The sequence below is a fragment of the Nibrella viscosa genome, assembly GCF_039541875.1.
Taxonomy (GTDB): Bacteria; Bacteroidota; Bacteroidia; order Cytophagales; family Spirosomataceae; genus Nibrella; species Nibrella viscosa.
The window spans coordinates 169,482-195,730 of sequence record NZ_BAABHB010000005.1; the positions used below are offsets into that span (position 1 = coordinate 169,482).

Below are 26,249 nucleotides of genomic sequence, written 5' to 3' on the forward strand. Positions count from 1 at the left end.
ATCTGGTTGGGGCGGGTACCAGCCGACCGACTTCTGACTTCTTTGAACGTTTACACCGCGGCCGTTGCGGGTGTCAGAATGATTTTGCCCTTGATAAGACTCCGCTGACCGGGATACTCCGCAAAGAAAGAATGGCGACCATGCAGCAGGCGATCATCGTGGAAGAACACGGCTTCTCCCTTCTGCAATTGAACAGCCATCACCACGCCGGCGTTGTGAATCCGATTCTCCAGAAACGTCTGGAAGCGCTCCACCATGTCGAGCACGTCGGCCGGGTTCTCCTCTTTTGAGATGCAATAGTAGTTATAATTGGCCAGGTAGCCTTTTTCGTCTTTGTCGATAATCTTGCGAACTTTCCGGCTCCCTCCTTTTTCGTGTACCACATCTGTGGTCATAAGTTCCTCCAGCAGTTTTTCTTCGCCATCGAGTTTCAGGCACTCAATCAGGTCCGGCAGATCGTAAAAGGTGGTAGCCCCGCCAATTTTAGCCCGCGAAGCGCAGTAAAAGAAGTTTATGGCTTCTTCGCCGTGTAACTCCACATACGAGTCGTCGGTATGCAGCGGCTGACGCGTATTGCTGGAGCGGTACCGATCCGGAATCTGGGGATCGTAGGTAATATCGATCCAGCGGCTTCCGGTGGCCTGACCCGTAGCAATGTCTTCGCCGGCCGCGTGAATTTTACCAATTGTTTCCGACAGCCGGGTGTAAAAATCATGCACAGGCAGGTCTTCTTTAAAGCCTTGCAGATACACCAGCTTATTGTTCAGAACGGCTTCCCTGACGTTCTGAATAGTTTCATCTGGAGTTGTGTACGTTAGTTGCTGGAAAAAATTCATGGCATCGTTTGGTTTATAAAGAACTTACTCGTTGAGACATTCTGTAGATACCCGTAGCGCTACGTTTTTGCACTCAGACTTTTACGTAATCGGTACAGGCCGATAGCAAGCGAACTGTAGGCTTTGGATAGGCCGGGCGGCAATATATCCTCGTAAATAACAGTTTTGCGCTCCTGCCAGTCGGGCCGGGCCAGATACAGGTACTTAACGGCCAGCAGCAGCCGCGAAAAATACTGGTTGCGGTACTGCCGGCTACGCAGCATCATTTTGTAATAACGCGCTATGTTTCGCTGTAACTGCCGGTTGAACCGGTAGTCCAGTTCTTGGTTTATGCCTTCGTACATCTCAATCCGGTTCTTCAGGAACCGGGCATCATCGTACCGGTCGGTATAACTGGTTCCGCCCGTATTTTTCCGATATACCGACATGACATCGGGCAGATAGCCGATTTTACCATGCTTGGCCAGCAGGACATACCGCGGAATATCGCCACTGACCGATTTCAGGAACCATTGCGGATAGTCTCTGATGACGTGCCGGAACATTACGCTGGAGGTTGCCATAAACCAGATCTCGTCTTCGCCAATCAAATCCTCCAGGGTCGACACGGGTGCCTGATCGGGAGGGTTGACCACGTGCGGGGGCGAACCATCTTCGTACGTAATCAGGGCATTGTGGTAACAGGTCGAGAAATCCGGATGCGCATCCAGGAAGTCTGCCTGCTTCTGCAATTTAAGCGGATCGGTCCAGTAATCATCACCATCCATAGCGGCAATGTACGCCCCCCTTGCCTGTTTGTAGGTATCCAGCGTGTTGAACAGGCCATTCTGCCCCATATTATGTGGGTGCAGCACGGGCCGGATCAAATCCGGATACCGTGCGGCATATTCCCGGATAATGTCGCGGGTGCCATCTGTAGAAAAATCGTCGCCGATCAGGACCTCAAACGGAAAGTTTGTCTGCTGCGCAACCACGCTGTCGATGGCTTCACGAATAAACTTTGCCTGATTGTACGTAATGATGCAGACGCTTACTTTCATGCTCCTTTAGGCGTAGATGCCTTTGATTTGCTCAGCAGTCGGAAAATCAGGCGTTACCAGTTCCTCCTGGGGTTTATAAATGTACGGCATGGGATAACCGCGATTGATAAACGTCTGCTCGAGCAGGTTGTTATACCGTAGCTGCACCGACCATCGAATGTTACGCGTTACGTTATTACCCGAACGGTGTACCAGGAACGCCGAAAACAACAGCACGTCGCCCACCTCATACTCGGTCTGAATGTATTCCTCCTCCCGCAGTTCATCGGTAATAGAGCCGGCATAGCCGGTGGTGCTGGCCTGCATCAGACCGGAGGTATGGCTGCCCGGAATAACCTGCAACGCCCCAATTTCCTCGCCGGCCGGCACCATCGGAAACCACACAACCACACTATCGAGCGACCCTTGTCCGGTGCGCCAGTCCTGGTGGGCTCCCAGTTTCCAGTGAGTACTCCCGTCTTTCGATAAAAACCGGCTGTTGAATTGCATAGCGGGCCGTACCGCAATGACCGGCTTCGCTACACCAATTGCCCGGACAAAATCAAGAATCTCGTCGCTCACACCCAGGCGGTGCAGCGAGAGCGTATGCTGCACGGTTTTTCCCGTGCTGACAAAGGCGTTAAAATCTTTCTCGAAGAAAGCGAACATAGCGGCCTCAAAGGCATCCCGATCGTCGATGTCTACCGACTGGCCCAACACATGCTGAATCTGAATAGCGAAAATTTCGCGGGCCTCCCGGTAGATGGCCGAAACAACATCCTTGTTCAGAGCGCCCTTCAGCAGCAGGTAACCATCTTTCTTATACTGGTCAATTTGCTCAGCAGATAACATAGCTTTTGTTCATTTATGGCCCAAAAGTGAGCCCTGTACGGCCTGGTAACACAGAACAAAAATCAGGTACGGGAGTGACTCTTGTCAGTCCTCCCAAACGGCATACGAAAAGCCGGCGGCCCCAAAACCGTTGCCGTTGTATAACAGATATTTCCGGCCGTTGTGTTCATACCGGTGAGCGTAGCAGATCATGAGGTAGTCGAAGGCAGCCGGGTCTTCCGACTTCTCAATCCCAACCAGGTGATCTTTGCGCTCCCACTGTACGCCATCGGCAGATTCTGCGTAACCCAGCCGGTAACTTTGGTTACGGTCGGTCCGGTAATCGCGGGTGTGGCGGTACGAGTAATACATTTTATACAAGCCATCTTCCCTGAAAACGCTGGGCCGCCCTACCGCCTGCAAAAAGTCATCGAACTCCAGCGTAGGCACGTCACTAATAGTCCAGTGAATGCCATCGGTTGAGGTAGCCGACTGCCCGCGATAGAACGGTTCCGGATAGCCGTGAATGTACTCGCACTTATGCCCGGAGATATACCACATACGCCAGGTACCGTCTTCGTCTATCAGAACGGATGGCTGAGCCGCCCAGATGGGATTTTCGATGCTACGGTCCATAATGGGGCCGGCAAACATCTTTTTGAACGTCAGGCCACCGTCGGTACTCAAGGCCAGCCCCATCGAGAGCCGGTAGGAGTTCCAGGTGCGGTTCCAGCCGGTATAATACAGCCGGATGTCTCCGTTCGGCATGGGCACGAACCAGGCCGGCATAGCACCGGTTTCGTCGTACTCGCCGGGGCCACCCAGCTCCAGCACCGAGCGGTCGTGGATGTACAGAATGCGGGTGGGATCGTCGTAATCAACATCAATGAACGTCGGACGTGACTGCCCATTGTCGTCGCGCGACGAAAAATAGATGCGTAAAAAATCTGTGTGCGGATAGGCAAAGGGCACCTGCGCATGCGAACGGCTGTGCGGCAATGATCCATCCGGTTTATATACCAATCCTTTTTTAATCCAGGGCATATCGTAAACGCATTGTGGTTCAACAGACCACAAACTGGTTAGTCTGTCGCTTTTTCGGCACGGAGCCGCCAGGTATCCACAAAATCTTTACCGGGTATGGGCAAATCAATATCTACTTCGGGCGCTTTATCGGCAACAACGTATTCCATGACGTAGTATGCGTTGCCAAAAATATAGTGCAGTTTGAAATCGGTGATATTGGCCGGCACATCTTCCAGCGGCACCTCCGCCCGAAACAGCGGGTTGGCTTTCAGCAGCGTGGCGTAGGTTGGCGTTTTCCGAAGCCAGGGCGCTACGCTTTCGTCGCCGATTACTACCTTGCCGCCAGGCTTCACCACGCGGGTCATTTCCAGGAAAGCCTGCCGGCGCTCCGAGAACGTATTGATGCCCCCGAAATGGAACAGCGCATCGAAGGTGTCATCTGCAAAGGGTAAATAAGACCCATTGGCCAGCAGAAAATGGACGTCTACCTCTTTCGGCTGCAGCTTCTGCGTAGCCAGCCGCAGCATATTCGGCGACAAGTCAGACAGCATAGCCGTACCGCCCGGCGAAATCTGCTCGATAATCAGTGCCGAATCTTTACCGGTTCCGGCGCCTACCTCCAGCACCGTCTGCCCGGGCTTCAGGTCCATAAGCCCCACCATAAACCGGCGCGTAGCCGCTTCGTCTGACTTGTTCAGGGTCTCAAATACCCAGGACACGCCCCGGTCATACCGCAGATATGCCTGATCGTACAGGTACTGTTCGCGGGCATCGTCTTCCAGCAGCGTTTTTGGATAGAGGGCATTGACAATGCCCCCCTCCATAATGTCAAAGGTGGTCCCGTTGGAGCCGATTAGCGTTTTGCCATCGGCCGAGTGTGTCAAAGGTTGCCGGGTTTCCGGGTCAACCAGCGTTTTATAAAATTCTTCCGTTGTCATTCAGCGTTAAGCGGGTTGGCGCAGGCGGGCGGCCATACTGTCGTGAATTTGGGCCAGCGTCTGCTGCAAATCATAAGTCCAGTTCCAGCTTGGATAGTGGCTCTTGAACTTGCTCAGGTCCGAGATGTACCAGATATGGTCACCAATCCGGTTGGTCTCCGAGTAGCTGTAGTTCATTTTGTTGCCGCTAATCGCTTCACAGACAGCTATTGCTTCCAGCATCGAACAGTTGGCAAAGCGTCCCCCCCCGGCATTGTATACCTCCCCTGGCCGCGGGTTCTGGTAGAAATGCCAGAACATGTTCACCAGATCCCAGCTATGGATGTTATCCCGCACCTGCTTGCCTTTGTAGCCGAAAATGGTGTAGTGATTGCCCGTGATGGCACACTTCATCAGGTACGACAGAAAACCGTGCAACTGAGCGCCTGAGTGATTCGGCCCCGTCAGGCAGCCCCCCCGGAACACGCCGGTCTTCATGCCGAAGTAGCGGCCATACTCCTGCACCAGAATATCGGCGGCTACTTTAGACGCGCCAAACAGCGAGTGCTTGGTATGGTCGAGGCTCATGTGCTCATCAATACCATTCTCGAAGTACGGGTGATTTTGGTCGATTTCCCAGCGGGTATCGGTTTCCACCAGGGGCAGGTAGTTGGGGTTGTCGCCGTAGACCTTGTTGGTGGAGGTAAAGATGAAGACAGCCTCGGGGCAGTGCCGGCGGGTCATCTCCAGCAGATTGAGGGTACCGTTGGCGTTAACGGCAAAGTCGGTGAAGGGCTCGCGGGCCGCCCAGTCGTGACTGGGTTGGGCGGCTGTATGCACAATGGCTTTGATGTCGGTGCCGTATTCGCGGAAGATGACGTCGAGTTCGTCAACCTGGCGAATGTCAGCCGTGTAGTGTCGGTAATTTGTGAAGGTATCGGCCAGGCGGTTGCGATTCCACTCGGTTGAGCCATCGGCACCGAAGAAGTATTGCCGCATATTATTGTCGATACCGACAATGACATCGAACTTTTCTGAGAAAAAGGCAACTGTTTCACTTCCTATCAAGCCGGCCGAACCGGTAACCAGTGCAACGTTCATATAGCGTTTATAACTTTTTGCGAAAGAAATATTAAAAATGTTATATTCTGCACTCAAGTACTAGGTCGACAAAGTAACGTAAAAAAGTTCTATACCGAAGAACCTTTCCCTAAAATTGTAGGCAAATAAAAAAGCGACGAACCGGTCTGCCGACTGGGTTCATCGCTTTCAGGAAGGCATTAACTAAAGTCTCAGGCTCCTTCGCCGATCGTGCCGGTGCCGAATAGCTTTTCCCGGATTTTTTGGGTACGGGCTTCCACTTCCGGGCGGGGCGTATACTTATATTTCGACTGAACAGCCGCCGAGTCGGGGTGAACGCCGTAGATATATGAATCGCCCCGGCGGACGTCTTTCTGACGAATGGTATTGTATTTCTGATAGTCACAAGATGCCAGCGACAGCACTGCTACCACCAATACACCTTTGCTCAGTACGCTTTTCATAGAAGATTGGTTACGAATTGATTCCGCAAATTTACAGCGTCAGTCGCTAAATCGGAACAGGAATCTTAATATTCTTCCGGTTAACCCTGCCTGAGTTGTGAAATTTCTTCCCAGACAAAGTTCATCAGTGAACTAATGTGTTCGCGGGAGAAGTCAAACGGCACATTAGCGGCCTGGTATATCTCCCGAATCGGTGCCATATAGCCGAGTGCCAGTGCGTCTTTGTAACCCTGAAGTCCTTTAACCTGATTTTGCCGATAGTTTTGCCAGACGCCAATAGCGCCCAACTGCGCAATACCGTATTCGATATAATAGAACGGCACTTCGTACAGGTGCAACTGCCGCTGCCAGAGGTACTCCTTATACGCTTCCAGCCCGCTCCAGTCGACAACCCGGTCGGTGAACTGCTCGTAGATACGCACCCAATTCTCCCGCCGGTCGGTAACCGAATGCGCGGGGTTCTCGTAGATCCAGTGCTGAAACGTATCAATGGTGGCTACCCAGGGCAAGGTTTCCACAATCGATTCCAGGTGCTGGAGCTTGGCCCGCCGGAGTTCTTCGGGGTCGTCGAAGAATACGTCCCAGTGATCCATCGATAATAGCTCCATCGACATCGACGCCAGTTCGGCCACCTCCATCGGCGGGTTCCGGAACGATTTCAACGGCAACTCCCGCGTCAGGAACGAATGAACGGCGTGCCCACCTTCGTGAACCATCGTCACCAGATCACGCAGGCTGGAGGTAGCGTTCATAAAAATGAAGGGAACACCAATTTCTTCCAGCGGGTAGTTGTAGCCGCCGGGCGCTTTGCCCTTGCGCGATTCGAGGTCCAGATGGCCCATTGCCTTCATAATGCGCAGGTAAGAACCCAGTTGCGGATCGAGCCGGTCAAAGCAGGTAATGCTTTTGTTAAGCAGGTCTTCGCCGGAGGCAAACGGCTTCAGCGGGGGGCGGCCTTCGGGGTCAACGCGGGTATCCCACGGCCGCAGGGCATCTACCCCCAGCTTCTGCTTCCGCGCTTCGGCCAACTGGTCGAGCAGCGGCACCACAGCCTCCGATACCGACGCATGGAAGGCAAAGCAATCATCGGGCGTGTAATCGAAGCGCCCGAGAGCCGCAAACATATAATCGCGGAAATTGGCAAAGCCGGCGTTGGTTGCCATCTGGTGCCGCAGGTCGCGAAGCTTGTTAAACAGGTTATCCAGCGTTTCATGGTCCTGGTACCGGCGGTCCTGAATCTTGCGCCAGGCGTCTTCCCGTACTGCCCGGTCGGTCGACTGTAGCAGGTCGGAGGCTTTTTGCAGGGTCATTTCCTCACCGTTGATCTCTACCGTCATGGCTCCGGTAATGGCCCCGTATTTCCGCTCCTCCATCTGCATCTCCGACTGAAGCGGGATATTTTCGTCCCGGAAGATTTCGATGGCTTTTTTCATACCCCGCACGGTGATATCGAAGCCCCGGTCGGTCAGCTCGGTCAGGTAAGGACTCTCTACGGCTTTTTTGTCCAGTTCATTACCATAAGCCGTCATCTGCGGCTGAATGTCGGCAATGAAAAAGTTCAGGCGGTTCACCAGCTCTTGGTTGGCCGTGTCGCAGGTCATCCGGATGTAGCGCCAGGCAAAATTTTCAGACAGGTACGATTCCAGTTCACTGCGGTCGACAAACCACTGCCGCAGGTCATCGGCGTTTTGAATGGGACGGCTGAGCAGGCTGTCGTAAAAAGGTTTTACATCGTCCCAGCTCTTGAGGTCTATCTCTTCGCCGATAAACCGGCGGGCCGGGCGGGTGGGCATCTGAAGCGAACTATCTGCGGTCATTGGTACGTAATGTTTCAGGCGTGCAAATTATGAATAATAATCCTTCGTATACCCCTTTTGTTCAAGGCTGCGAACGAACAGATTACGACCATCCCACACAGCCAGGCTGTGCCTGTTAAAACCTTATAAAGATGTCACCGTTCAGAAGAAAAAATACAAATTAAGCTTACATTGCATAAGGCATTCAGCATTTATACACCTTAACCGATACTTGATAAATTCTATATGAAACAACTACTACTTACCTGTCTGGTATTTATACCTGGGGTCTGCATGCCAGCCTGCGGTCAGCAATGCTGAAACCTGATTTTTGAAGAAACCTTTGACGGTAGTGCGTTACGGCCTAAGTTACTGCGCCCGGCAACAAACCCGGATTTTCCGGTAATGGCGAATTGCAGTATTATCTACCGCAGAATGTATCGGTGGCGAACGGCTTTCTGCAACTTACGGCGCATAAGGAAACGTATAACAGCTATGCATACACCTCCGGCTGGGTCGATACGAAGCAGAAAGTGAGTTATAAATACGGGCGCATAGTGTCGCGGATGAAACTGCCGGCCGGCAAAGGCTACTGGCCGGCATTCTGGCTGGCGCCCCGTGACGAAGTATATGGTAGCTGGCCACACAGTGGCGAAATTGATATAATGGAGTATCTGGGCCACGAAACCAATAAAGCCTATGGTACATTCCACACGGTCGACAATACCCGTAATCATGTCTTTAAATCGGTATCGTACACCCTGCCGAGCGGCAACTTGAGCAATGCTTACCATGATTTTGAACTGCAATGGACCCCGACCGAACTGCGATGGTACGCTGTACTCTACACCTTCTGGTTCGATGAGGTTACGTTTGGGAAGGTTGGTGCCGCCGGTGCCCGGATACCCGCTACCGAGGGGCAAATGCCAGCGTTTACTGTTGCGCCGAATCCGGTAGCCGATCAGTTTGTTCTACAGCACCAGCCTGTGCAGGAAACAGATAAAACCTACACCCTAACCATAACGGATATGCAGGGAAAAACCCAACGCGCTATGCTTCTCATCAATCCTGCCGCAAATTAAACGATTGATGTAAGTACCCTGCCGGTGGGGCAGTATATCCTGAACGTGTCGGATGGGGTGAACCGGGAGGCTTTAAAGTTGCAGAAGCAATAGGTGTTAACCGCAACGGCGCTAAGAAAACGCTAAGGGCGCAAAGGTTTTCTCTGCGCTCTTGGCGTTTTCTTAGCGCCGTTGCGGTTAACACCTTAATTTTTCTTAAAAACTCTTCCAATCACTTGCTATTACGAAAAGCTTCGTATATGTTTACTACGAAATTATTCGTAGACGACTATGAAGCCGACAGACGCAGAATTGGAAATCCTACAGGTGCTTTGGCAAAAAGGCCCCTGTACCGTGCGCCAGGTACACGACGAACTAATGCAAAACCGGGAAATTGGCTACACCACAGCCCTGAAACTTATGCAGATCATGCATGAGAAAGGACTGCTGAGCCGTGCCGAAGACAACCGCTCGCATACCTACTCGGCCAACATCACCGAAGAAGATACGCAACGGACACTGGTCGACCGGCTGGTCGAAACAGCGTTTCGGGGCTCAGCCTCCAAGCTGGTGATGCAGGCGCTGGGACAGGGCAAAGCCTCCCGCGAAGAATTGGACGAAATCCGGCAGTTACTTAATCAAATCAACCCCGATGCATGAAACCGATGTTAACCTTCCTGTCTGAGCCGGTGGTGGTTGCCCTGGGCTGGACACTCCTTCACGCCCTGTGGCAGGGCTTTGCGCTGGTGTTGCCGGCGGCTATTGCCATGTATCTGCTGCGCCACAAGGCCAGCCAACTCCGGTACAGCATCGGCGTCGGTACCCTGCTGATGCAGGTAGTGGCGTCGGTTGTTACGTTCAGTATCTACTACCAGCCGGTTCAACCTACCCTTTCGTCTGTTTCCCGGTCGGCTATAGCCACGCAGACCACTACCCTCTCTATGGTTCAGTGGCGTCAGTGGGCTGATGCCCTGCCCTGGCCGGTTCAGCTTCAGCGCCTGCTGGAAACCTATCTGCCCGAGATCGTGACCTGCTGGCTGCTGGGCGTAGGCCTGTTGCTGCTGCGGCTGATTGGCGGTTGGCTGTACGTGCAACGGCTCAAAACGATAGCAGTCCAGCCAGTGCCGGACCGGATAACGGAGACCCTCAACCGGCTCAGTCAGCGCCTGAACCTGCGCCAATCGGTTCGGCTCCTCGAATCGGCGCGGGTGCAGATACCGATGGTAATTGGTGCCTTTACGCCGGTGATTCTGTTGCCGGTTGGTCTGGTTACCGGCTTATCGGCGCGGGAGCTGGAAGCGGTGCTGGCCCATGAACTGGCGCACATCAAGCGGTTCGATTATGCGGTAAACCTGTTGCAGTCGGTGGTGGAGGTGCTGTTCTTTTTCCATCCGGCGCTCGGGTGGCTATCGGCACGGGTGCGGGAGGAACGGGAGAACTGTTGCGACGATCTGGCCGTACAGGCCTGCGGAAATGCGTATGCACTGGCGCAGGCCCTGACGCGGGTCGAAGAGTTCAGCCAGACACCGGTCCTGGCCGTGGCCCTGGCTTCGCGCCGGAAGCAACTGCTGGAGCGGGTGCGCCGGATGCTGGGTGTGCCGGGCAAACCCGTTGTGTCCAATAGTCACCTGATCGGCCTTACGCTGGCAACGCTGCTGCTGTTCAGTGCCTCCGTGTACGCCATTCAGCAGCAGGACGAACCCGGCAAACAAGCGAACAAGACTGCCCAAAAGAAATCACCCCGCACCGAGTTTTCCATCATCGACCAGAACAAAGTCGACTATATTATCTGGCAGGGCCAAAAACTGCCGGCCAAACGGGTAACGCAGTTGCAGCAGCAGCTCGACCAGATTATAGACGGCACGCTGGACCTGGAAAACATCACCAACAAAGAAGACCATGACATTCTGCGTATGGTCATTATGAGCCGGCAACCCCTGGAGGCCGATCCGGAGGTAATGGCCGTAGCAATGGTGCAGGATGATCCTGGTTTAGCGGCTACGGCACTGGCAACGCTAACGCCCGATGTGGCTACCACTATTCCTTATCCACAAACTAGTGCGTACAACCCGGTACCGGATACGCTGGACGATAAACTACGTGAGCTGCACAACCGGCAGATTGATAGTCTGGCCAGACTGGAGCGGCAGTTACACGCCCAGCTGCGGACGCTGAGTTTACAAGCCGAAAAGCATCAGTTTCGGGTAGAGGAATTTGAGCGCAAAATGGAAACGCTGAACTGGAAGCGCGAGAAGCTGCACGAGCAACGGCGGCAGCAAATTGAACGAAATATGCGCCAACTGCACGAAAACCAGGCCGCCAGGCAAAAAACCAGTGAAGCCGAACTGGAAAAACGAATCAGCGAGGGCGAACAGAAAATAAAGGAGAGCGAGAAGGGTATTGAGGAGCTTAACCAACAGATTGAAGCCGTGGAGAACGACCTCCGCTCGGTTCGCCAACCGCTGGAAGACCTGGAGCGGCAGATGGAACAATTAGCGCGGGTCCAGGAAGAATACGCCACTAAACTATCCCGGCTGAGTGATGATTTAAGTCGCGCTATGCCTTACATTCCGGAGCCTCCGGAGATCAACATCCGGGCAATGTCTCCTCCCCCACCGGCTCGTCCGGCCCGGGTACCCCGCCCAGCCACGGCTCCTACGCCGGGTGCGGTGCTGGTGCCGGGTCAGCCGGTGGCGCCGGTCTTACCTGTCGGCCCGGCCACCACAATCCGACCGGGAGCAGCCTCGCCCCGGCCCGCTACAATGCCGAAAGCCCGTACCGTACCAACGCCCAAACCGGCAACTTCACCCCGGCCGCCGAGAGACTGAACCAAAAATCCCCGCTCATCACAAGCGGGGATTTTTGTTATTCAATTTCGATTACCACATCCCTGGTCAGGGGGTGGGCCACGCAGGTCAGCACGTAGCCGGCACTAAGCTCAGACTCCGACAGGCCGTCCTCTTCGTCCAGCTTTACCTTACCGGAAACACAGCGTCCCATACAGGCAGTACACATACCGGCCTGGCACGAGTACGGCAAATCGATATCCAGTTCCAGGGCGGCTTCCAGAATAGTCTGGTGCGGCTCCACGGCAAACTTGTATTCGCTGCCTTCGTACAGAATGGTAACCTCCTGCGTTCCGCCGGCTTCGGCGCTAGGGTCTTCAATCACCTCCCCGGCCGCTTCCGGCGGAGCGGTGGCAAAGCTTTCTTTGTGAATATTTTTGGTGGGCACCTGCAGGATCGTGAGCGCATGACGTACCTCATCCATCATACCCTCCGGACCGCAGATGTAATAACTTGCGTCCTGAATCAAATCGTTTGGCTGCTCTTCCAGTACCTTCAGCAATGTCGATTGGTTAATACGTCCCTGCAAACCGCTCCAACCGGGCGTAGGCTGGCTCAGGATATGCGTAACCATCACTCGGTTGCCATGCACCTGCGTAATCGCATCCAGGTGTTGCTTATAAATAATCGACTCCTGGTTGCGATTCCCGTAAATAAGCCAGATGCGGCTTTGGGGCTCCACATGCAGGATGGATTTCATCATCGAGAACAGCGGAGTAATGCCACTACCGGCTCCAATCAGAATAAACTGCCGCCGGTTTGCCGCATCGAGCTGGGGAACAAAATGGCCCATCGGCTCCAGCGTTTCCAGCACATCGCCGGGTTGCATTTTGTCGCAGATGTGGTTAGATACCAATCCGCCGGGCAACCGCTTTACGGTAACAGACAACGAAGCATCGACATGGGGGGAGCTGGACATAGAGTAAGACCGGCGCACTTTACTGCCGTTCATCGGCAAAATAAAGGTCAGAAACTGACCTGGCTGGTACCGTACCGCTTCATTGAGCGGGTGCCAGAAACTAATGGTCACGGCATCCGGCGTTTCTTTGGTAATATCTTTAATCTTCAGGTAATAACGATTCGCCATCGAGAGAGTGAAAAAGTTACGATGTGGCTGCAGCCTATTGCACGCAATGCAACCAGCAACGGCAGTTCAGGAGTATAAACAATTAAAAGAAGGGATGGGTTTTGTACTATTTCGAGAAAGCTTACTTATTCTCCCCATGATACCGGGCCAAATGCTCCATGGGTGCTTGTAGCATCCTCCCCAGCCTTACCTGCCGCTCGGCAGCGGCCGCCCGGAGCAGGTCCTGGAAATAGAAAGCCACCGAACCGATAAAATGCACCGGCCATTCCACAGACTCCGGAAACCGCTTCACATACAAATCCAGAAAGGTAAGAAACGCCTGCTTGACTACGTTCTGCACGTATGGATGCGCCATGTTTTCCGACAGAAACGGGGTAAACGAAGCAAAATACCGGTTGGGCGCGGGTTTCTGATAGGCGTTTTCCAGCACGGTTACCCGACTGAGCGGATACTGCCCAACAAAACGCTGCTGTAAATCCGGAGGCAGCTTATCGTGCAAAAAATCGACTACCAGCGACTTTCCCAGATAGCCTCCGCTGCCTTCGTCGCCCAGCCAGAACCCCAGCGAGTGACTGGGGCTGGTAATCTGGCGACCATCGTACCGGCAGGCGTTGGAACCCGTTCCCAGTATGCATACGATTCCTGGCTCGTTGCCGCAGGCTGCCCTGGCCGCACCCAGCATATCACTCTCCACCTCCACAGTTTGCACACTCGGCCAAACCACCCGGATAGCCGTAGCCACAATGGCGCAACTGGCCGGGCTGTTGCAGCCGGTGCCGTAATAGTATACCGTCTGGATATCGGCACCGTTGGTAGCCGGAAGGAGCTGGTCGCACAGGACCATCGCAATAGCCTCTGTGTTGAGAAAATACGGGTTCAGCCCGACAGTATATATTGTTTGAGCCGTGCCGTCACTGCCGGTTAATAACCACTCGGTTTTTGTGGCTCCACTGTCTGCAATTAAAATCATAGGTTCTCCGTTAATTTACCGATGGCTTTAAACCGCCTGAATACCCAGTCGGCATGGGGGGCCTCGGCGAGTTCGGCGGTTAGGTCCTGGCCGGCCCAGTGTTCGTAATGTTTTCCGTTGCGCCACAGCCGCGAAGAAGTGACGTCGTAGATGATGCCCTGGTAAGCGCACCAGATTTCGTCCCGGTCGGTACCGTTACGCAAGGCCAACTGAGATTTGGTATACAGCTTTAGTTCGGGTGATTCCGCCGGCGTCATATAATCCGTTTACTCAATGCCCGTTAAAATGGGAACGGCACGTTTGTAAGTAAACACAAAATTAGCGTAACTTTAGCCTCATCTGTATTCTGGTTTATTTTTATGAAAAAGAGTTTATTCGCTACCCTGTTTGCTATACTACTAATGAGCGTTCTGGTAATCGGTTGTAAGCCAGCGGCCAAACAACCTGTTTCGGAGCGGATCGCCAAGGTCTGGACCGCCCGGACTGTCGACGAAAACAATACCACGGTATTCACCCGGGGAGGCACCAACAACGTCCGCCCGGCCTACAGTAACTTCCGTCTGGACCTGAGCAGCCCTACCGCCGTTAACCTGCGGGAGTTCGACAACAGCAGCTTTAGCGGTCAATGGGAAGTTCAGGGCGAAAACAAACTGATCCTGAAAAATCTGAATCCGCAGCCAACCGGCACCAATGGCACTATTGAGTTTACTATCAACACCATTTCCGATAATGAGTTGAAACTCACCCGCACAACTGCCAGTCAGAAAACGGGTGGCACCATGAATGTATACACGCTGTCGAACCCATAATCCGGCTCAACAGACTGTCTGCTAAAAAAGCCGTTCCAACCGCAGGTGGAACGGCTTTTTTATGCCCAATTTTGTTGTCAATATATCCGCTCTGCCAAAAGAGCTTTTTTGTACTATGACAACCATCGATTCTTTAGGCGAATTTGGCCTCATTCACAAGCTCAGTCAGTTGGTACCCGCTCCCCGGCACCCGGATACCGTACGGGGTATCGGCGACGATGCCGCCGTGATCGATACCGCCGGCGACGAGTACCTGCTGGTATCTACGGATATGCTGCTGGAAGGCATTCACTTCGACCTGATGTATATGCCGCTGCAACACCTGGGCTTCAAAGCCGTGGCGGTCAATGTCTCCGATATGGCGGCCATGAACGGGCTGCCGGCCCAGCTTACCGTCAGCATCGGACTCAGCAGCCGGTTTACCGTTGAGGCCGTTGAAGAAATCTACCAGGGGATTGCGGCTGCCTGTGAGGCTTACAACGTAGATTTGGTAGGCGGTGACACCACCGCGTCACGAACCGGGCTGACCATCTCGATCACAGTGCTGGGTCGGGTACCCAAAGACCGGATTACTTACCGCAGCACCGCCCAGCCCAACGATGTCATCTGCGTCACGGGTGACCTGGGCGCTGCCTACCTGGGCCTGCAACTTCTGGAGAGAGAGAAACAAGTGTATCTGGCTGACCCCAGTATGCAGCCCAACCTGGAAGAAAAAGCATACCTGGTGCAGCGCCAGCTCCGCCCCGACGCCCGCACCGACATTGTTCACGAGCTGCGCGATCTCGATATAAAGCCCACGGCAATGATCGATATTTCCGACGGGCTGGCCTCTGAAATCCTGCACCTATGCACCCAGTCTAAAACCGGTGCCGTCATCTTCGACGATACCATTCCCATCGACGACCAGACGTACCTGACCGCCGATGAGTTCAAGATCAGCCCCGTTACGGCTGCCCTCAACGGCGGAGAAGATTACGAGCTGTTGTTTACCATCCAGCCGCAGGCGTTTGAGAAGCTGAAGAACCACGCCCGCATCACCGCTATCGGCTACATGACCGCCGACCCCAGCCAGGTAGTTCTCGCTACCCGCGCCGGCCAGCAAACGCCAATTAAAGCCCAGGGGTGGAAGCATTTTTAGGATGAGGAATGATGAACGATGAATGCGCTTACACTTATTTCATTCATCGTTCCTCATTTATCATTCACACAAACTCCTCTCCTTTCTCCTTCGCATCGGCCACAAATTCTTTTACGCGCTGCTCTTCGTCTTTGCGGCAGATGAGCAGCACATTGTCGTATTCGGCTACGATATAGCCGTCGAGGCCATTGATAACCACCAGCCGGTCTTTGGGTGCTTTAATGATACAGTTCCGGGTGTCGTATAACATAACCCGTCCGTCAACTGCGTTCTGGCTGGCATCTTTCTCCGACACTTCGTATAAAGATTTCCAGGTACCCAGGTCCGACCAGCCAAAGTCGCTCAGCACAACATATACGTTATCAGCCCGCTCCATTACGCCATTATCGATAGACATACTTTTACAAAGCGAATAAGCCCGGCTGATAAAGGCGGTCTCCTGCTCATTATAAAAACACGGATTTCCCTCCTCAAATACCTCAGCCATTTCCGGCATATACCGGGCAAAGGCGTTCAGGATAGCCCTGACATTCCAGACAAAAATGCCGGCATTCCAGAGAAATTCGCCGGTTTCCAGAAACTGCTTCGCCAGTTGGAGGTGGGGCTTTTCGGTAAAGGTCTTTACCTTTTTTACCGTTTCACCCGATTCGGGAATATACTGGATATACCCATACCCCGTATCAGGACGGCTGGGCTGGATACCCAGCGTAACCAGAATATCCTGGTTCTGGGTAGCCGCCAGGGCTGTCTGAATCGTTTTTCGGAACTCTTCTTCTTTCAGGATAATATGATCAGCCGGAGCGACCACTAGATTAGCCTCGGGATCCCGAACGCTGATTTTATAACAGGCATAGGCGATACAGGGAGCGGTATTGCGCCGAACCGGTTCGCATAAAATCTGCTCGTCGCTAAGATATGGCAATTGCTCCTGCACCAGGTCCCTGTATTCGGCGCTGGTGACGATATATATATTTTCGGGTGGGCATACACCGGTAAATCGGTCGGCGGTTTGCTGCAGCAAGGTACGCCCGGTACCCAGCACATCATGAAACTGCTTCGGATTGTTTGTACGGCTAAACGGCCAGAATCGGGTTCCCACTCCACCCGCCATGATTACTACATACGTATGACTCATCAATGTACTGATTGATTTAATTGCAACATCGTTACAAAGTTGTTTATTCTCATCCGTATAAACATAAAAAGAAGCGAGCTTCCGGATTAATCTATTATGTAACCATTAAAATTTTGAGATAATTTTAAGAAAAAATTGTACGTATATAGCTTGTTATGTATGTTTAACACATCAAAATCTTTTGTTGAATATTACTTAACAACTACCAAACTTATGTTGAAAAACGCTACCTGGCGCTTATTGATTCTGATGGCGCATGGTTTATTAATGACAACGATGGTAATAGCCCAAACCCGGTTGTCGGGGCAGGTAACTGACGCAGGCACAAAAGAAGGCCTGACGGGGGTAAGTGTGTCGATTCGGGGAAGTGTAGCCGGCACCGTTACTGATTCAAAAGGCAACTTTTCGCTGGCAACCAACGTACCCACCCCGTTTACACTTCTCATCACTTCTGTGGGTTATAAATCGCAGGAGCTTTCTATTACCGGCAGCCAAAACAATATTACCATAAGGCTGGAAGAGCAGCCAGTAATGGGACAGGAAGTGGTTGTATCTGCTTCGCGGGTGGAAGAGAGCGTACTCAGATCGCCTGTGGCTGTTGAGAAGATGGACATTCGTGCGATCCGTGAAACTGCGGCCCCTTCGTTTTACGATGCTTTGGCTAACTTCAAAGGGATAGACATGACTACGCAGGGCCTGCTGTTTAAATCCTTAAACACGCGCGGCTTTAACGCTACCGGTAATGTGCGAACGGTCCAGATGATCGACGGGATGGATAACCAGGCTCCTGGCCTCAACTTCCCCGTCGACAATATCGTGGGTATGCCTGAACTGGATGTCGAGAGCGTAGAGGTACTACCCGGGGCCGCATCAGCCCTATACGGCCCGAATGCCATCAACGGCCTGATTCTGATGAACAGCAAGAGCCCTTTCCTGTATCAGGGGCTCAGCGCTACCTCAAAACTAGGGGTAATGAGCGCCAGCAACCGTGACCGGGTCACTACGCCTTTTTATGATCTGTCAGTACGATATGCCAAGGCCTTTAACAACCGATTCGCGTTCAAGGTAAACCTGGCCTATATCCGGGCACAGGACTGGCAGGCCACCGACTACACCAACCTGAACCTGGGAGGTGTAGAGAACGGCACCCGTGGCCCAGGGGTAAAAACCGATTACGATGGTATGAACATCTACGGCGATGAAGTTCAGTCGAACATCAATAGTGTAGCCTCCACCCTGGCGTCGCGGGGTCTGATCCCGCAACAGGCGGTCGGGCTGGTACCCAATGCCATTGTGAGCCGCACGGGTTTCCGGGAGCGTGACCTGGTCGACTACAACACCAAAAGCTTTAAAACAAATGTAGCCCTGCACTACCGCATCAACGACCGGGTAGAGGCTGTGGCGCAGGTCAACTATGGCTACGGGACTACGGTTTATACCGGAACCGGCCGCTATTCGCTGCGAAACTTTAACCTTACTCAGGCTAAGCTGGAACTGCGGGGCGATAATTTCACCCTGCGGGGCTACACTACCCAGGAGCGTTCGGGGCAGTCGTATACCGCTGGTCTGGCCGCTGTATCTATGCTGAATGACATTAAGCCCCACGCAACCTGGTTTGGCGAATACGTCAGCGCCTTTCTGCAGGCACGAACCGGTGGCCAGGCCGAAGAAGCGGCTCATATCGCAGCCCGTACTTTTGCCGACCGGACTATGCCGGCTCCTGGGTCGGCTGAATTTCAGACCCTGCTTGACCGATACCGGAATAAGCCTATTAGTGAAGGCGGAGGAGCCTTCTTAGACAGAACCAACCTATACCACGCTGAAGGTATTTATAATTTTAAGAATCAAATCAAGTTCATCGACCTGCTGGGTGGCGCAAACTACCGGCAGTACCAGCTGCGCTCCAACGGTACGCTTTTTGCCGATACCAAAGAAGGCCGCAGCGGCACAATTGCCATTAACGAATACGGTGCTTTTTTGCAGGCCTCCAAGAGCCTTTTTAGCGATCACCTGAAACTGACAGCATCGATCCGTTACGATAAAAACCAGAACTTCGCTGGTCAGTACACCCCCCGTTTTTCAGCGGTAACTACGTTCGGCGACCACAACTTCCGTATATCGTACCAGACGGGATTCCGAATTCCGACCACCCAGAATCAGTATATCGACTTAGCAACACCCGCGGGTACGCTCATTGGCGGCTTACCGGAGTTTGTCAACCGGTATAACCTAACCAGCGGTGTTCTGCGTCAGAATCTGGCCCCGGATGTGATTGCCCGGACGATCAGCAGCGACCCAAGCATTGTTCAGGCCGCGACGCAGTATGCCACTGCAGCTATTACTGCCCAGGTAACAGCCGGTGTTACCGCACAGGTGCAGCAAGCGGTAGCAGCCGGACAAGTCCCCAACAATCCGGCCGCTATTCAGGCCGCTGTTCAGGCTGGGGTAAACGCTTCGCTGCCGGGGGTACTCCAGCAGCAGCTCCCCGGCCTGGTGACTCAACTGGCTCCCGCCTTTGCCTTGGCCAAACTGCCTAAGTATCAACCCCAAACGCTGCAGCCGGAGCGCATTCAATCTATCGAGTTCGGATACAAAGGCTTAATTGCCAAGAAGCTGTTTGTCGATGCGTATTATTACACCAGTACGTATAAGAATTTCATTGGAGGGACTATTATCATCGTGCCAACAGCCGCAGCAGCACCGGGTCTGCCGATCGAATCGGGTATCGGGTCTGGTAACTTCAAGGCCTATTCACGTCCGGCTAACACCGCCGAGATAATTAAGGTGAATGGTTTTGCCATCAGCGCCAACTATTCACTCGACCGGGGTTTCTACGTGGGCGGTAACTTTGCACAGAATAACCTGATTGGTTTTACGCCTACTCCTGAGCAGCAATATGCGAGTTTCAACACACCTAAAAACCGCTATAACCTGATGTTCGGCAAGCGCATTGGCGCCGGTGACCAGTTTGGTTTTAACCTGACGTTCCGTCATCAGGATAGCTATGTTTGGGAGGCCGGCTTTGTCCAGCCTACGACAACGACCGTGCCGCTGTTTACCAACACAATAGTTCCGGCCGTCAGTAACTTCGACGCTCAGGTGAGCTACAAGTTGTCGAGTATGAAGTCTATTTTGAAGGTAGGTGGCACCAACCTTTTTGGCAAGCCTTACATTCAGGCGTTCGGCAGTGCCCAGGTCGGCTCTATGTATTATGTCTCGCTGACGTTCGACGAGTTACTGAACTAGCGCCCGGTCACCGCTAAAAAAGAACCCCGCGCCACTCTCTGGTGCGGGGTTCTTTTTGGCAGGCCTGACGCAGCTTAAACCTTTTCGCCAAAGGCCAGATCGCCGGCATCGCCCAGGCCGGGTACAATATAGTAGTGTTCATTCAGGTGATCATCAATTGCGCCGATCCACAGGTGACATTCCGGCATCCGACTCTGGAGAAATTCAACGCCTTCGGGACTGGCAATGATAGCCGCCACGTGGGTTTGCGCCGGAATGCCGTAGCGCAGCAGCGCATGGTACACTTTCTCCAGCGAGCGACCCGTAGCCAGCATTGGATCTGTGAGTACGAGGGTTTTGCCGCTCAGATCTGTGCAGGAAATATAATCCATGGCAATCTCAAAATTCTCTTCACCGACCACATACCCCCGAAAAGCACCCGCAAAGGCGTTATCGGCCTGGTCGAAGTAATTCAGAAAGCCTTGATGAAAGGGCAGGCCCGCCCGGAGAATAGTAGCCAGAACCGGCTGCCGCAGGGGCAACTGCGTCTCGGCAACACCGAGTGACGTCTGTATCTTTACGTTATGATACGGTAGTGTTTTCGAAATTTCGTAGGCAATCAGCTCCCCTAGTCGCTCCAGATTGCGCCGAAAACGCAGCCGGTCTTTCTGCACAGATACATCGCGAAGCTCGGCAATAAACTGGTTGGCCAGTGACGGTTGGTTGGCAAATACAAACATGCTTGGGGAGGGGTTATCCCGGTTGATTCGGCCCAATTTAGCCGGTACTTTACCGTTTATCCAAACGGTTTGCCTATTTTGTACTCGAATTCATTTGGCTGACCCGGCTCTTTTGATCAGCCCGCCGATATTTGTATGAAGTACAACGTTTACGTTACTCTTTTTCTTTTGCTATCCGTTGCCGCTCAGGCACAGAGTCCGTTTGTCCCGCTGACCCCCGATTACTATCACCTGGTCGACCGTATGGAGATTCGGCAGGGGCGCTGGGCCGAAGGGTTCCATAGTTCCATAAAACCATATAACCGGCAGAGTATTATCCGGCTCGCCGACAGCGTAGAAGCTAATTTACGGTACCCCCTATCCCGAACCGATTACTTTAACCTGGGTTACCTGCGCGACGATAGCTGGGAATGGGTTGTCGCTAAAGATTCGGCGAGCCGCTCCCGGCCTACCCAACTTTCGCCGGGCGACAGCCGGCGTCCTTTCCTTAAAACCTTTTACCGGAAAAAAGCTGATTTTTACAGCGTACAGACCCCCGATTTTGATCTTCACGTAAATCCCGTTTTTTATTACAGCACCGGCACGGAGAGCAATAGCAGCAATCGGCTTTTTGTGAACACCAGGGGCGTTGAGGTACGGGGCAGTATTGCCAAACGGCTGGGCTTTTATTCGTTCTTCTCAGACAATCAGGCGGTCTTTCCCCGCTACATCCGCGAATACGGTCAACTCTACGGGGTACCCGATATGGGCTTTGCACCGGGTGAAGGCTTTTCCAAGATTTACCGTCAGACGGGAGTCGACTTTCTGGCCGCCCGTGGCTACATCACCTTCAATATTCTTAAGATAATCAATTTTCAATTCGGCCACGACCGTAACTTTATCGGCAACGGGTATCGGTCGCTGCTGCTCTCCGACAATAGTGCGCCTTACCTGTTTTTGAAGCTGACCACCACCTTCGGTCGCTTCCAGTATACCAATCTGATCTCCGAACTACAGAATACCACCGCGCCTATCCGGCAAAATGAGCCGATTACCCAGAAATTTACGGCGATTCACCACTTGAGCATGAACCTGGGCAATCACATTAATGTCGGGTTGTTCGAAGCAGAGGTGTTCGGCCGGGATCGGTTCGATATTAATTACCTGAACCCAATCATCTTTTACCGATATGTCGAATCATTCCGGGGGAGTTCCGACAACGCCATTATTGGTCTTGATTTTAAAGCCAATTTCCGGCGGCACTTTCTCTTTTATAGCCAGATCCTGATTGATGAGTTCCTGATTAGCGAGTTGCGTGCCCGTCAGGGTTCCTGGACCAATAAGTTTGCGGTTCAGGCCGGCCTGAAATACATTGATGCGCTGGGCGTTCCGAACCTGGATCTGCAGGGGGAACTTAACCTGGCCCGGCCGTATACGTACTCCCACAAAACCGGCCAGACCAATTACGCGCACTATAGTCAGCCGTTGGCTCACCCGTTGGGTGCTAATTTTATTGAAGGGCTGGGCATTGCCCGCTACCAGTACAAGCAGTTCAACGGCGTAGGCACGTTTGGGGTAATCCTGTACGGGGCCGACCAGCCTTACCGAAACTACGGCGGTAATATTCTGAAAGATTACGACACGCGGGTTCGCGACTACGGAAACTTTATTGGACAGGGCCGGCAAACGGCCGTTACCTATGCCGATTTACGGCTATCATATATGTTCAAGCACAATGTTTTTCTGGAGGGCCGTTACCTGTATCGTTTTCAGGACAGCCAGTTTACCCCGCTGGCCTATACTACCCAACTCGGTAGCGTCGCCCTGCGCTGGAACCTGCCTTACCGGAACTGGACTTTTTAACTTAGTTTGAGGTTTGAAGTCTGAAGTTGAAAAAAGTGCGTTAGCCAACTTCAAACTACAGATTTCAAACTACAGACTTCAAACTACCACATGCAATCCATCATTCTTCAGGAGCTGACCGAAGCTCAGTCCGTTTTAGACGCGTTCATTACGAACTCCGAAAATCTGGCAGCTATTGAAGCGGCTGCCCGGCTAATGGCTGATGCCCTTCAGAACGGCCATAAGATTATCTCCTGCGGCAATGGCGGCTCACACTGCGATGCTATGCACTTTGCCGAAGAACTTTCGGGCCGCTACCGCGAAAACCGCCGGTCCCTGGCTGCCATTGCCATCTCCGATGTGAGTCACCTGTCCTGCGTCAGCAATGACTACGGCTACGAATATGTTTTTTCCCGATTTATTGAAGGGCTCGGCAATGAGGGAGATGTGCTGTTAGGCATCAGTACCAGCGGCAACTCCGGCAACATTATCCGGGCCGTAGAGGCTGCCCGCCAGAAAGGTATGAAGGTGGTGCTGCTAACCGGCAAAGACGGCGGTAAACTGGCCGGCACCGCCGATGTAGAAATTCGGGTCCCTCACTTCGGCTACGCCGACCGCATTCAGGAAATTCACATTAAAGTGATTCACCTGTTTATTCTGCTGATTGAGAAACAGGTGATTGGGGGTTAGTTGATCAGTTAACAGATAGATTGGCTGGCTGGTTATTTTCGCGCCACTACCATGGCTCGACCGGGAATACTCATGTAGTTGACGACTTTGTAGGGCTCCAGACCAGCCCGTTCCTGCCAGGTGCTGATTTCGTCGATGGTCCAGTTACCGGCGGTACTGCTCAGACCAAAGTAGAGATCGGTGCTGCTGCCGACAAGGTCGGGACGGCTGCCGATTTCGGGCCGGATGAACTCGTTGATGATAAAAACACCTTTGGGCCTTAGGGCACGGGCAGCCTTTTCGGCAACCAGTTGATTCTGCTCCGCAGTCAGATGGTGGGCCAGGCTTGACATCAAAATAATATCATAGGCCTGTTCGCCAAATTCATCGGTTACGGCATTACCGACCTGGTGCCGAACCCGGTCGCCCAGACCATACTGCGCCAGTATAGGTGTCGATTGTTCTACGGCTCCGGGCAGATCCAGGATGATGGATTGAAGGCCGGGATTACGCTTGCACAGGGCCACAGAATGCTGTCCGTGTGCCCCGCCAATGTCCAGCATATGGGTAGCGCCTTTCGGCACAGGTGCCCGGCGGCCAAACTCTTTGGCTTCGGTACCGGTCGCGGCCATCATGGCCCGCTGGTAATATCCCCACTGCTCCGGCGTCAGCATGTCATGGTATTGTATGCCTTCGCCGGTACGCAGGTACGCCCCCATCCGCTCCAGCCAGGGCCACACCACCCGATTGTTGAATACCATCATACCGTGGACCGACTCCGAATCGTCCGGGCGCATCCACCGGCGGGTCATTTTGGTAGGAGCAAATTGTTCATTACGGTAAGTAAAATAGCCGAGGGCCGTCAGCAGGCCCATCAGTTCGGTGGTTGCCTTCGGGTTCAGCTTGCAGGTTTCGGCAATAGCATCCAGGGTAGTAGCTCCCTGCATCACGGCGTCAAAAACCCCGGCATCGGCAGCTTCCAGCACAGCTTTAGAAATGACGGGAAAGATCTGGGCGTGCAGCAGGGGCATCGGCACCATATTCATGAGCAGACCAAGCCACTCCAGTGGATTATCAGGCGATACTTTCAGTTGCATCCGGCAGTAATGAACAGTGATATGGTAAAAGCTTAATCAACGAACGTCTGCCGGACCGAATAGTTTAACGCGGCCGGTTATTTTGTTGGTATTGGGCAGACTACCCCGCCCAGTTCTCCCGGTCCAGGCTACGGTACTGGATAGCCTCCGCTAAGTGTTCAATCTTGATGTCGTCGCTACCGGCGAGGTCGGCAATGGTGCGGGAGACTTTCAGGATGCGGTCGTAGGCGCGGGCCGACAGACCCAGGCGCTCCATCGCGGTTTTCAACAGCGTCCGGCCGGCATCGCTGATGGCGCATACTTCTTTGACCATCTGCGAGGGCATCATGGCGTTGGAGTAGATACCCTGCCCATCTTCAAACCGTTTTGTCTGTATATCTCTGGCCCGTATGACGCGCTCCCGGATTTGCTCGCTCTTTTCAGCGGGTCGGTTGGCCGTCATCTGATCGAAGGAGACGGGCGTCACCTCCACGTGCAAATCAATCCGGTCGAGCAGGGGACCGCTGATCTTGTTGAGGTAGCGCTGCACCACTCCCGGTCCGCAAACGCATTCTTTTTCGGGGTGGTTGTAGTAGCCGCACGGGCAGGGATTCATGCTGGCGATCAGCATAAAATTGGCGGGAAACTCAACAGCCCACTTGGCCCGGGAGATGCTTACCTTCCGTTCTTCGAGCGGTTGCCGCATCACTTCCAGCGCCGTTCGCTTAAATTCCGGTAACTCATCCAGAAACAATACACCATTATGCGACAGCGAGATTTCACCCGGCTGCGGAAAGCTGCCCCCGCCGACCAGGGCCGCATCGCTGATGGTATGGTGCGGTGACCGGAACGGCCGCGTTGAGATGAGCGTGGCCCGGCTGCCCAGCTTACCGGCTACGGAATGGATTTTAGTAGTTTCCAGCGCTTCATGCAGGGTCATCGGCGGCAGAATGGAAGGGAGCCGCTTAGCCAGCATGGTTTTGCCGGCACCGGGCGGGCCAATCATAATGACGTTATGCCCACCGGCAGCGGCAATCTCCATCGCTCGTTTAATGTTCTCCTGCCCCTGCACGTGCGCAAAATCGGCATCGTAAGCGTTCTGTGTATTAAAGAATAGGTCGCGGGTATCGGTCGTCAGCGGCTCGATGGCTTTCTTGCCCTCAAAAAACTCAACCGCATCCATGATGGTCTCAACCCCGATCACGTCGAGGTTATTGACAATGGCCGCTTCCTGCGCGTTTTCGAGGGGTAGCACAAACCCTTTGAAACCCTGCTTTCGGGCCTCAATGGCAATGGGCAACACCCCTTTGATGGGCCGCAGCCGCCCATCCAGCGAAAGCTCACCCATAATGACGTAGTCCTCTAAACTTTTCTGCGGTGTCAACTGCTCCGACGATTGGAGCACACAGAGCGCAATGGGCAGGTCATACGATGAGCCTTCTTTCCGAATATCGGCCGGAGCCAGGTTCACCACTACTTTCTGCCGGGGCATGCGGTAGTCAAAATATTTCAGCGACGCTTCGACCCGCTGCTGACTTTCCTTAACGGCGCTGTCGGCCAGACCTACCATAAAAAAGTGCAATCCCTGCCCTACGGTTACTTCAATGGTAATGATGGTTGCATTTACGCCGTAGACAGCGCTACCGAAGGTTTTGGCTAACATACTGGTTTGAGATATGGCACTCCTATGAAGGGCCAAAAAT

Annotated in this window: 23 protein-coding genes; 8 read left to right on the plus strand and 15 right to left on the minus strand. The window is 53.3% G+C overall.

Annotated features, from left to right (window positions below; genetic code table 11):
- Positions 1-50: 50 nt before the first annotated feature.
- From ABD931_RS14510 to ABD931_RS14545, 8 genes are all read right to left on the minus strand, one after another.
- On the minus strand, positions 51-836 hold the full coding sequence (locus ABD931_RS14510; RefSeq protein ID WP_345268292.1) for a TauD/TfdA family dioxygenase: 786 nt from the start codon (positions 834-836) through the stop codon (positions 51-53).
- Between the two features lie 59 nt (positions 837-895).
- Complete coding sequence (locus tag ABD931_RS14515; RefSeq protein ID WP_345268294.1) at positions 896-1,876, minus strand: glycosyltransferase; 981 nt, start codon at positions 1,874-1,876, stop codon at positions 896-898.
- 6 nt (positions 1,877-1,882) lie between these two features.
- Entirely contained in the window at positions 1,883-2,707 is an 825-nt protein-coding gene (locus ABD931_RS14520) for a phytanoyl-CoA dioxygenase family protein (RefSeq protein WP_345268296.1), read from the minus strand.
- An 84-nt stretch (positions 2,708-2,791) separates the two neighbouring features.
- Positions 2,792-3,730, minus strand: a complete 939-nt coding sequence (locus tag ABD931_RS14525; protein WP_345268298.1) for a hypothetical protein — start codon at positions 3,728-3,730, stop codon at positions 2,792-2,794.
- A gap of 38 nt (positions 3,731-3,768) precedes the next feature.
- Positions 3,769-4,650, minus strand: coding sequence for a class I SAM-dependent methyltransferase (locus tag ABD931_RS14530; protein ID WP_345268300.1), 882 nt, complete (start codon positions 4,648-4,650; stop codon positions 3,769-3,771).
- A gap of 6 nt (positions 4,651-4,656) precedes the next feature.
- Positions 4,657-5,730 carry an NAD-dependent epimerase/dehydratase family protein gene (locus ABD931_RS14535; protein ID WP_345268302.1) on the minus strand — a complete coding sequence of 358 codons (1,074 nt, stop codon included), beginning with the start codon at positions 5,728-5,730 and terminating at the stop codon, positions 4,657-4,659.
- A 191-nt stretch (positions 5,731-5,921) separates the two neighbouring features.
- Positions 5,922-6,173, minus strand: a complete 252-nt coding sequence (locus tag ABD931_RS14540) for a hypothetical protein (protein WP_345268304.1) — start codon at positions 6,171-6,173, stop codon at positions 5,922-5,924.
- 80 nt (positions 6,174-6,253) lie between these two features.
- The gene (locus tag ABD931_RS14545) at positions 6,254-7,990 is read right to left on the minus strand and encodes a M3 family oligoendopeptidase (RefSeq protein WP_345268306.1); all 1,737 of its coding nucleotides are present in this window, start codon (positions 7,988-7,990) and stop codon (positions 6,254-6,256) included.
- A 392-nt stretch (positions 7,991-8,382) separates the two neighbouring features.
- On the opposite strand from ABD931_RS14545, the gene ABD931_RS14550 reads away from it, so the two are divergent.
- The 3 genes from ABD931_RS14550 to ABD931_RS14560 all read left to right on the plus strand — a co-directional run bounded on the left by ABD931_RS14550 (position 8,383) and on the right by ABD931_RS14560 (position 11,858).
- A complete protein-coding gene (locus ABD931_RS14550; protein ID WP_345268308.1) occupies positions 8,383-9,051 on the plus strand; it encodes a glycoside hydrolase family 16 protein in 669 nt (222 codons plus the stop codon).
- A 270-nt stretch (positions 9,052-9,321) separates the two neighbouring features.
- Positions 9,322-9,690, plus strand: a complete 369-nt coding sequence (locus tag ABD931_RS14555) for a BlaI/MecI/CopY family transcriptional regulator (RefSeq protein WP_345268310.1) — start codon at positions 9,322-9,324, stop codon at positions 9,688-9,690.
- The gene (locus ABD931_RS14560) at positions 9,687-11,858 is read left to right on the plus strand and encodes a M56 family metallopeptidase (protein WP_345268312.1); all 2,172 of its coding nucleotides are present in this window, start codon (positions 9,687-9,689) and stop codon (positions 11,856-11,858) included. The genes ABD931_RS14555 and ABD931_RS14560 overlap by 4 nt, the downstream gene beginning before the upstream one ends.
- A gap of 37 nt (positions 11,859-11,895) precedes the next feature.
- On the opposite strand, the gene ABD931_RS14565 is transcribed toward ABD931_RS14560, so the two are convergent.
- The 3 genes from ABD931_RS14565 to ABD931_RS14575 all read right to left on the minus strand — a co-directional run bounded on the left by ABD931_RS14565 (position 11,896) and on the right by ABD931_RS14575 (position 14,190).
- Entirely contained in the window at positions 11,896-12,963 is a 1,068-nt protein-coding gene (locus ABD931_RS14565) for a 2Fe-2S iron-sulfur cluster-binding protein (protein WP_345268314.1), read from the minus strand.
- Positions 12,964-13,084: 121 nt separating this feature from the next.
- Positions 13,085-13,933, minus strand: coding sequence for an N-acetylglucosamine kinase (locus ABD931_RS14570; protein ID WP_345268316.1), 849 nt, complete (start codon positions 13,931-13,933; stop codon positions 13,085-13,087).
- Positions 13,930-14,190: a cytochrome b5 domain-containing protein gene (locus tag ABD931_RS14575; protein ID WP_345268318.1), complete on the minus strand. Its 261-nt coding sequence runs from the start codon at positions 14,188-14,190 to the stop codon at positions 13,930-13,932. The genes ABD931_RS14570 and ABD931_RS14575 overlap by 4 nt, the downstream gene beginning before the upstream one ends.
- Before the next feature lie 102 nt (positions 14,191-14,292).
- Between ABD931_RS14575 and ABD931_RS14580 the strand changes: the two genes are divergently transcribed.
- Together ABD931_RS14580 and thiL are read left to right on the plus strand one after the other, a co-directional pair.
- The gene (locus ABD931_RS14580; protein WP_345268320.1) at positions 14,293-14,742 is read left to right on the plus strand and encodes a hypothetical protein; all 450 of its coding nucleotides are present in this window, start codon (positions 14,293-14,295) and stop codon (positions 14,740-14,742) included.
- A gap of 115 nt (positions 14,743-14,857) precedes the next feature.
- A complete protein-coding gene (gene thiL / locus ABD931_RS14585; RefSeq protein WP_345268321.1) occupies positions 14,858-15,880 on the plus strand; it encodes a thiamine-phosphate kinase in 1,023 nt (340 codons plus the stop codon).
- Between the two features lie 64 nt (positions 15,881-15,944).
- On the opposite strand, the gene ABD931_RS14590 is transcribed toward thiL, so the two are convergent.
- A complete protein-coding gene (locus ABD931_RS14590) occupies positions 15,945-17,015 on the minus strand; it encodes a mannose-1-phosphate guanylyltransferase (RefSeq protein WP_345268323.1) in 1,071 nt (356 codons plus the stop codon).
- Positions 17,016-17,228: 213 nt separating this feature from the next.
- On the opposite strand from ABD931_RS14590, the gene ABD931_RS14595 reads away from it, so the two are divergent.
- Positions 17,229-20,261 carry a carboxypeptidase-like regulatory domain-containing protein gene (locus tag ABD931_RS14595; RefSeq protein WP_345268325.1) on the plus strand — a complete coding sequence of 1,011 codons (3,033 nt, stop codon included), beginning with the start codon at positions 17,229-17,231 and terminating at the stop codon, positions 20,259-20,261.
- A 74-nt stretch (positions 20,262-20,335) separates the two neighbouring features.
- Here the strand turns inward: ABD931_RS14595 and upp are convergent, their stop codons facing one another.
- On the minus strand, positions 20,336-20,980 hold the full coding sequence (gene upp / locus ABD931_RS14600) for a uracil phosphoribosyltransferase (protein WP_345268327.1): 645 nt from the start codon (positions 20,978-20,980) through the stop codon (positions 20,336-20,338).
- Between the two features lie 135 nt (positions 20,981-21,115).
- Here upp and ABD931_RS14605 point away from each other — a divergent pair, with 135 nt between their 5' ends.
- Positions 21,116-22,822 carry a hypothetical protein gene (locus ABD931_RS14605; protein ID WP_345268329.1) on the plus strand — a complete coding sequence of 569 codons (1,707 nt, stop codon included), beginning with the start codon at positions 21,116-21,118 and terminating at the stop codon, positions 22,820-22,822.
- Positions 22,823-22,912: 90 nt separating this feature from the next.
- Complete coding sequence (lpcA, locus tag ABD931_RS14610) at positions 22,913-23,491, plus strand: D-sedoheptulose 7-phosphate isomerase (RefSeq protein WP_345268331.1); 579 nt, start codon at positions 22,913-22,915, stop codon at positions 23,489-23,491.
- Between the two features lie 32 nt (positions 23,492-23,523).
- On the opposite strand, the gene ABD931_RS14615 is transcribed toward lpcA, so the two are convergent.
- Together ABD931_RS14615 and ABD931_RS14620 are read right to left on the minus strand one after the other, a co-directional pair.
- Positions 23,524-24,567, minus strand: a complete 1,044-nt coding sequence (locus ABD931_RS14615) for a methyltransferase (protein WP_345268333.1) — start codon at positions 24,565-24,567, stop codon at positions 23,524-23,526.
- A 100-nt stretch (positions 24,568-24,667) separates the two neighbouring features.
- Positions 24,668-26,209 carry a YifB family Mg chelatase-like AAA ATPase gene (locus ABD931_RS14620; RefSeq protein WP_345268335.1) on the minus strand — a complete coding sequence of 514 codons (1,542 nt, stop codon included), beginning with the start codon at positions 26,207-26,209 and terminating at the stop codon, positions 24,668-24,670.
- Positions 26,210-26,249 lie beyond the last annotated feature (40 nt).

Excerpts from the sequence above, each read along its gene's own strand:
- ABD931_RS14510 (WP_345268292.1), bottom strand. The coding sequence starts at position 836 with ATGAATTTTTTCCAGCAACTAACGTACACAACTCCAGATGAAACTATT.
- ABD931_RS14515 (WP_345268294.1), bottom strand. The coding sequence starts at position 1,876 with ATGAAAGTAAGCGTCTGCATCATTACGTACAATCAGGCAAAGTTTATT.
- ABD931_RS14520 (WP_345268296.1), bottom strand. The coding sequence starts at position 2,707 with ATGTTATCTGCTGAGCAAATTGACCAGTATAAGAAAGATGGTTACCTG.
- ABD931_RS14525 (WP_345268298.1), bottom strand. The coding sequence starts at position 3,730 with ATGCCCTGGATTAAAAAAGGATTGGTATATAAACCGGATGGATCATTG.
- ABD931_RS14530 (WP_345268300.1), bottom strand. The coding sequence starts at position 4,650 with ATGACAACGGAAGAATTTTATAAAACGCTGGTTGACCCGGAAACCCGG.
- ABD931_RS14535 (WP_345268302.1), bottom strand. The coding sequence starts at position 5,730 with ATGAACGTTGCACTGGTTACCGGTTCGGCCGGCTTGATAGGAAGTGAA.
- ABD931_RS14540 (WP_345268304.1), bottom strand. The coding sequence starts at position 6,173 with ATGAAAAGCGTACTGAGCAAAGGTGTATTGGTGGTAGCAGTGCTGTCG.
- ABD931_RS14545 (WP_345268306.1), bottom strand. The coding sequence starts at position 7,990 with ATGACCGCAGATAGTTCGCTTCAGATGCCCACCCGCCCGGCCCGCCGG.
- ABD931_RS14555 (WP_345268310.1), top strand. The coding sequence starts at position 9,322 with ATGAAGCCGACAGACGCAGAATTGGAAATCCTACAGGTGCTTTGGCAA.
- ABD931_RS14560 (WP_345268312.1), top strand. The coding sequence starts at position 9,687 with ATGAAACCGATGTTAACCTTCCTGTCTGAGCCGGTGGTGGTTGCCCTG.
- ABD931_RS14565 (WP_345268314.1), bottom strand. The coding sequence starts at position 12,963 with ATGGCGAATCGTTATTACCTGAAGATTAAAGATATTACCAAAGAAACG.
- ABD931_RS14570 (WP_345268316.1), bottom strand. The coding sequence starts at position 13,933 with ATGATTTTAATTGCAGACAGTGGAGCCACAAAAACCGAGTGGTTATTA.
- ABD931_RS14575 (WP_345268318.1), bottom strand. The coding sequence starts at position 14,190 with ATGACGCCGGCGGAATCACCCGAACTAAAGCTGTATACCAAATCTCAG.
- ABD931_RS14580 (WP_345268320.1), top strand. The coding sequence starts at position 14,293 with ATGAAAAAGAGTTTATTCGCTACCCTGTTTGCTATACTACTAATGAGC.
- thiL (WP_345268321.1), top strand. The coding sequence starts at position 14,858 with ATGACAACCATCGATTCTTTAGGCGAATTTGGCCTCATTCACAAGCTC.
- ABD931_RS14590 (WP_345268323.1), bottom strand. The coding sequence starts at position 17,015 with ATGAGTCATACGTATGTAGTAATCATGGCGGGTGGAGTGGGAACCCGA.
- ABD931_RS14595 (WP_345268325.1), top strand. The coding sequence starts at position 17,229 with ATGTTGAAAAACGCTACCTGGCGCTTATTGATTCTGATGGCGCATGGT.
- upp (WP_345268327.1), bottom strand. The coding sequence starts at position 20,980 with ATGTTTGTATTTGCCAACCAACCGTCACTGGCCAACCAGTTTATTGCC.
- ABD931_RS14605 (WP_345268329.1), top strand. The coding sequence starts at position 21,116 with ATGAAGTACAACGTTTACGTTACTCTTTTTCTTTTGCTATCCGTTGCC.
- lpcA (WP_345268331.1), top strand. The coding sequence starts at position 22,913 with ATGCAATCCATCATTCTTCAGGAGCTGACCGAAGCTCAGTCCGTTTTA.
- ABD931_RS14615 (WP_345268333.1), bottom strand. The coding sequence starts at position 24,567 with ATGCAACTGAAAGTATCGCCTGATAATCCACTGGAGTGGCTTGGTCTG.
- ABD931_RS14620 (WP_345268335.1), bottom strand. The coding sequence starts at position 26,209 with ATGTTAGCCAAAACCTTCGGTAGCGCTGTCTACGGCGTAAATGCAACC.